At 50.5% G+C, this 5,578-nt stretch carries 5 protein-coding genes; 3 read left to right on the forward strand and 2 right to left on the reverse strand.

Going from position 1 to position 5,578, the window contains the following annotated elements:
* Positions 1–7: 7 nt before the first annotated feature.
* Complete coding sequence (locus tag ACTRWK_RS17445; protein ID WP_340264002.1) at positions 8–730, reverse strand: hypothetical protein; 723 nt, start codon at positions 728–730, stop codon at positions 8–10.
* Between the two features lie 512 nt (positions 731–1,242).
* Here ACTRWK_RS17445 and ACTRWK_RS17450 point away from each other — a divergent pair.
* Genes ACTRWK_RS17450 through ACTRWK_RS17460 form a run of 3 tightly spaced genes read left to right on the forward strand, consistent with a single transcriptional unit; the run spans position 1,243 to position 3,635 of the window.
* Positions 1,243–2,529: a DUF6538 domain-containing protein gene (locus tag ACTRWK_RS17450; RefSeq protein WP_340264004.1), complete on the forward strand. Its 1,287-nt coding sequence runs from the start codon at positions 1,243–1,245 to the stop codon at positions 2,527–2,529.
* On the forward strand, positions 2,526–2,702 hold the full coding sequence (locus ACTRWK_RS17455) for a hypothetical protein (RefSeq protein WP_462844107.1): 177 nt from the start codon (positions 2,526–2,528) through the stop codon (positions 2,700–2,702). Before ACTRWK_RS17450 ends, ACTRWK_RS17455 begins: the two co-directional genes overlap by 4 nt.
* Before the next feature lie 57 nt (positions 2,703–2,759).
* Positions 2,760–3,635 carry a hypothetical protein gene (locus tag ACTRWK_RS17460; RefSeq protein ID WP_340264006.1) on the forward strand — a complete coding sequence of 292 codons (876 nt, stop codon included), beginning with the start codon at positions 2,760–2,762 and terminating at the stop codon, positions 3,633–3,635.
* A 135-nt stretch (positions 3,636–3,770) separates the two neighbouring features.
* Here the strand turns inward: ACTRWK_RS17460 and ACTRWK_RS17465 are convergent, their stop codons facing one another.
* Positions 3,771–5,336 (reverse strand): reverse transcriptase domain-containing protein, encoded by a 1,566-nt coding sequence (locus tag ACTRWK_RS17465; RefSeq protein WP_407474422.1) that lies wholly within the window; start codon positions 5,334–5,336, stop codon positions 3,771–3,773.
* Between the last annotated feature and the right edge of the window lie 242 nt (positions 5,337–5,578).

Below are 5,578 nucleotides of genomic sequence, written 5' to 3' on the forward strand. Positions count from 1 at the left end.
CGATCACTCAGTTCTTTTTTGCAATTGCTTCCAATGCTGCAACCATTCTCATCTGAGGCGATTTGTTTGCTCCTAGGCCCTGCAGTTCATTCACATCGATAGTAAATTCCGCATCGTATTTCCCTCCAGCCAAATCTTCATACGTTAGCTTAGCTTTGAAGGGTGGCAATGCGTTGAGCGGCAAGTTCTGATCGACTTGCTGGGTGGAATCTTGACCCAGTAAATGCCAACCTAATGAAAGGCTAAACTCTATCGAATGTCCCTGAAGAATTACCGCAAAAGGTTGGCGGGGCAAAAAAATGTTCTGCAAAAAACTTCTTTTTTTCCAATCATCCGCTTCATCATCTGGACGCTCCACGTCGAGTTGAACATTCAAAGCCGCCCCCGCCCCAACATTGGAGACTTTGAATGTAATCAGCTCACGTGCGTCCTCTCTTTGTCCTAGATGCGCAACTAATACTGGATCGGTACCCGCCTCACGCATTGTGCGTTGTTCAAGTAAAGCATTGGCTGCAAAGTAGGTCGATCCCATCGCAACGAGCAATGAAATAATGAGAGGGGCGATTGTCAAATACTCTGAGAAGTCCTGCGTAGGACCAAAAACCTCATATGCGATATAAGCGAGGACGATCGCTAAACTTCCCAAAGTGAACCCTAGAGCGAGTTTGCCGTCACCCAGTAAATGGCTCTTAGCTTCAGTCTTGTCGTGTCGGATCGAATATTTGGGCATAATGCAGCTTAGCAACTTCTGATGTGACGACAACGATCTTAGTGGTATCCAACCAGACCTTCGCCGCAGTGTACAGGGAGGACAACTTTAGTCCACACACTGCCCTAAGCGATTGGAATACTCCATCAAACTGAGGGAAGCGACGTATCTAAATCGATAGCAATCGATGGAGGTTTCTGATGCTTTCCCAACCCTTTAGTCTACCGAAGTTCCCCAAAGAAAACATATCGTGGGGTCGCGATTTACTGGCCCTGCTCTTCTTGCTCATCTTCGCTTGTTGGTTCGATTGAGCCATGGAACTGCAAGAAGGCACCGTAGTAGTTATCTACGCCTTTGACGACATCCCAGAGCACCTGTTTCGCATCTCGGAAGTCCATGAAGACTGCGTTGGCGGCTACTCAATCACCGGACCACTAGCGGGCGAATACGGCGAACCGTCATTCGACCTAATCCTGAAGGTTCACGAGGGCTAGGCCCTTTCCCCCAAATCAAAACTGAAAAGGAGGAGACGCATGTCTGCTCAGATTAAGTATGCGTACTTGAAGGGTCACACGTGGCTCTACCGTCGCCACTACCCAAAGGACGTTGCTCTGGTTCTTGGACACCCCGTCTTGAAGCAATCCCTAAAAACTGGCGATCCGACTGCTGCGAGGGCGCGGGCCGCTGAACTGAATGCCCAGTTCGAAAAGACAGTATCTCAAGCCCGATCGGTGACCGAGTGTATCGGAGTTGCCCCAGAGAGCGCCGCGGAGATGCTGCCATGGGCACAGTCGTCCGCCAACGCTATAGGTCACCTACGGGCTGCTCTGGAGGCCTCTGGTAGCGTTAAGTTTGAGGCAAAGATGCGGCGACCCGTGCCTTCCGTAAGAGAAGTGGGTCGTACCTATCTGGACCTGAGAAGCAATCAACTCAGGCCTAGTGGGTTCAAGAGTGTTCGCTATTCAGTCGGGTTATTCCTCAGCAAGTATGGTCGACTGCCAGTGACCGACCTGAACCGCGATGTTGGGCGGGAGTTCCTTGGGCTGGTTGCTCAGCTATCGCCAATCATCGGGAAGTCCGAAACGACCCGGGGGCTGACGCTTACCCAGCTGGTTCTCTTCTCCAACCAAGCCAACGTAACGATCACGCCGAGAACCCAGCGGCGTATCTGGTCTCAGGTCAACCACTTCATCGACTGGCTGGTCTACGAAGGTCATCTTGAGGTTAACCCGTTTCTTTCGGTCCGCTTCGAACCTAAGGTACGCCAGCAACCTTACGCCGTTCCAACTGATGAAGAGGTGCGCCGTCTACTGGGTCACAACGATCCAGTGCTCCAACCTGTTCTGCTGACGTGTCTTCTTACGGGTATGCGTGCGGGAGAAGCTGTCGGCCTGCTAAGGCAAGATCTGGTGAATAAGGCTAACCTAGGGTCGTTCATCCACATTAGACCCAACGAGGTACGGCTTCTGAAAACCGATGCTGCGGAGCGTATGATACCGCTGCATTCCGCTCTGGACGCAGTGTTCCAACATCTGCCCGCTGAGGGGCCGCTGTTCCCAGACTTGACCGTTAATCTCGTCACCAAGCGGTTTGCGAGGGTACGGGAGTGGTTAACCCTAGACAGGCTAGTCTTCCACTCAACGCGTAAGTGGTTCATCACTCAGTGCGAAAGGACGGGAGTTCCGGAGCATTGGACGGCATCACTGGTTGGGCACAAGTCAGCTAGATCCGAGAACGGGATCACCTATGGCATCTACTCCGCAGGTATCTCAGACGAGCAAAAGCGGTCCATCGTTGACCAGATAAGGTTGCCGCAATGATGGTGCCACCAAACATTGAGGAGTTTGAGGAAAGGGCTGCTATAGCTGAGTTTGATGGTGGGTTGTCCCGTCGAGAGGCAGAAAATGTGGCCGCGCAAGATCAAGGGTTCATCAGCGCGAACTACTACTGGCAATGGCTCGCTGACTACGTCGTAAAACGAAGCTATTCGTAAGCAAAACCCCGGCTGGTCAACACTGGCCGGGGAACTTCAAAGAAAAGGTCCTATGATTTGAAAAAGTTAAAATATCTGGCTCTTACCTTAGCTTTGGTATCGTCACTGGCGCTGAATGTCGCGACGGTTGCATTTAGCACCATAGCGATGGCTCTGTCGGCAGTATTTGAAGCTGTTACCGGAGCGTCAGCAGTAGCATCTGAGCTTCGAAGAAAAAACGCGGTCAATGAGAAGCAAATCAAAGATCTGAACGCTGACCTAGACCTTAAAGACAAAAGGGCAGCAAAGCTAAGCGGTGAATTGACGAAAGACAGGAAACGCATCGCCTCGCTCACTGATGACCTCGCAGGTCGTGATCGACGCATTGCCAGTCTTTCGGCCACGATTAAGAATCCCAACGTGACCTACCGAAAAGAGATAAAGCCGCTCGGTCACGCGGTTGAAGATACGGTAGGGCGAATATCAAAGCGAACAGCCCTTGGAGCGAAGAGGAACGTAGCCGCGATTTTTGGCGAAAGTATCCCGCTACTAGGCGTGGGGGTGGCTGTCGCTGTCACGGGTTACGAGTTGAAAGACAGCTGCGATAACTTGAAAGACCTCCGTGAACTGGAGGTGTCGATCAACCCGTCTCTGGCCTACGCTGCTGACGTGAAAGAAGTTTGCGGCATGCAGGTGCCGACGAAGGACGAGATTTGGACCAGTGCCTCAACATCGCCAGCGGTCGCATGGGAAACGGCTAAGAGCTATGCGCCAGATCTTGAAGACTGGCAATTTCCTCAGGCGTCATTCGCAGGCGCGTGGGAAACGGCTAAGAATAGCGGAGGGTCCGTATGGGGAGTGACTAAGGACACGGCTGAAACTATGAAACTCGGCTGGGACTATAATATGCAGATGCTGAAAGACGCTTTCGATCAAAGCGCCGAACCCGAATAATTGTCCCCATCTCGCTCTTGCTGGACGGGGACACTCTTACTTTTCTTTTTTTATCTGGTTGGCGGTAATCGGGAACGAACTAGCTGCGATAGTTTTTTTGGGAGGGAAACGCGCTGGGAATGCTTCTCTTGGACGTCAATATTCAAGAACATCAAAAAGAGATGAGACATCAAATGAAGAGTTGTATCCTGGAGCCTGAACCTCCTCGAGTCCGAAGGTAAAAAAGTGCTTTCTTGCTGCCCGCCAACCGCGAACCAAACTCGGGAACCCAGTTTCAACATCATTATTTGAATCAAAGTGATCCCGCCAAGCGGTTGGTGCAATCCAATTCCCCGAGATCAGCCCTTGATTGGATGGCGTTGGACAGTCGCTTCGATATTTGGCTTTCAGGATGCGGTGACGTTCAACACAAGCTCGACGAACCATATTGACAGTCCAGCCATCGAGCGCCCTCAGAACGGAGGGGTCTTCGATCAGGCAGTAGAACCCCATGAGTCCTCGCATTTTTGAGAGTCGCTTGCCACCGTAAATGAAGTCTTGGATTTCGCTTTCCTTAAGCCCTCCGTAAAATCCACGCCTAAGTTCGTAGATCAAACCCAGCAAGTCCCAATCATAGCCCTCTGCTCTATGAGCTCTTTTAGGATTGAACCCGTGTTTTAGCGCGTTGATCAAGTAAATATTGATCAATCGGGACACCTTCTGCTCTAGCTTTTTCTTTGTTTTTTGAGGGAGTATCAGCCCCTTGTCGCTGAAACCGTAACCCAAATATGTGAAATCATTAATCGTACGGATTTCATGCTGGTGATCGGATATCACGGCGATTCCAGGCGACTTCTGCCTATTGATAATTAATCCACTTTCCGAGCAATGCCGATCAAAGCAGCGCTCAAGGCGCTGGGCTTCTTCATAGCTCCCGCAGATGGCGACGACATCATCGGCAAATCGAACGAACTTTCCTGACTCCGCCGATAATTTTCGATCAAGGTCGTGGTTGGCGAGATTGGCAAGAAAGAGTGAGGAAGATGAGCCTTGGGGTGTTCCCTTGACCTTGCGACGAAACTGTTGAATTCGATGCGCCTCTACATTACCGAAGCGGTGGTGAAGAAACGACTTGAAAATATGGCGTTCATGGGGCGTCAAACTCACGGCAGATCGATCCGCGATTTTCTTTTTAAGGTAGTTGGCGGGGATGTTATCGAAGTATTTTTCAAAGTCGATCTGAACGGCAAATAACTTCCCATCCTTATCAAAGTCTCTTAAAGCCAAGATCGCATCAAATACGTTTTTATCAGGGTGATATGCATACGAATGAGGTGAGAGCCGCTTTCTATTTCTATTCAAAGTCCGCCGAAGAAGTACGTTGGCCAAAGCCGCGTCAGGAATACCGAAAGCAGTAATCTCTCTGCTCGTTCCATCTGCCTTTGGTATCAGGAAGTGTAATGCAGGTTCGGGTTCATATTCTTCTCGAAGAACCTTATGCCAGATGGCTGTAGCGATTACGTTTGCGTTACGCTTGCAGTGCCTTGGGTCAAAATGACGGTGCAGAGGTGTTTGGCCTCTAACTGACGGAAGTGATGCGTCGACATTGGTACGGCGTGTAAACTTTTCTCGGTACTTCGCTTTCTGATCAGCTTTTGATCGCTCTTCATCAAAAGTCTTCTTGCTTAGCCTTTTGATTTCTAGCCTCAGTTCGTTACGCATAACCACCTACTCTAATTTATCGGTGGGGCGCATAGAGTAAGGGGATACGACCACCGAAGTAAGCCGCACCATCCGGTAGGTCTTTCGAACCACCGTCACCAATTCAGTTTCCCAAAAAGGACGCCGTCGACTCCATAAGAGCCGGGTAGGTCGCGCCCCACCTAGGCTTCGCGCCATAATGAAACAAAGCCCAACCCACCAATTGGAGTCAACCCGAGATTGCAGATTAGACCTATAAGTAA

Source organism: Sulfitobacter sp. G5_S2_6_S6, from assembly GCF_054968505.1.

Bases quoted from the DNA above. Each gene is read 5' to 3' on its own strand.
- ACTRWK_RS17445 (WP_340264002.1), bottom strand. From the start codon at position 730: ATGCCCAAATATTCGATCCGACACGACAAGACTGAAGCTAAGAGCCAT.
- ACTRWK_RS17455 (WP_462844107.1), top strand. From the start codon at position 2,526: ATGATGGTGCCACCAAACATTGAGGAGTTTGAGGAAAGGGCTGCTATA.
- ACTRWK_RS17465 (WP_407474422.1), bottom strand. From the start codon at position 5,336: ATGCGTAACGAACTGAGGCTAGAAATCAAAAGGCTAAGCAAGAAGACT.
- ACTRWK_RS17450 (WP_340264004.1), top strand. From the start codon at position 1,243: ATGTCTGCTCAGATTAAGTATGCGTACTTGAAGGGTCACACGTGGCTC.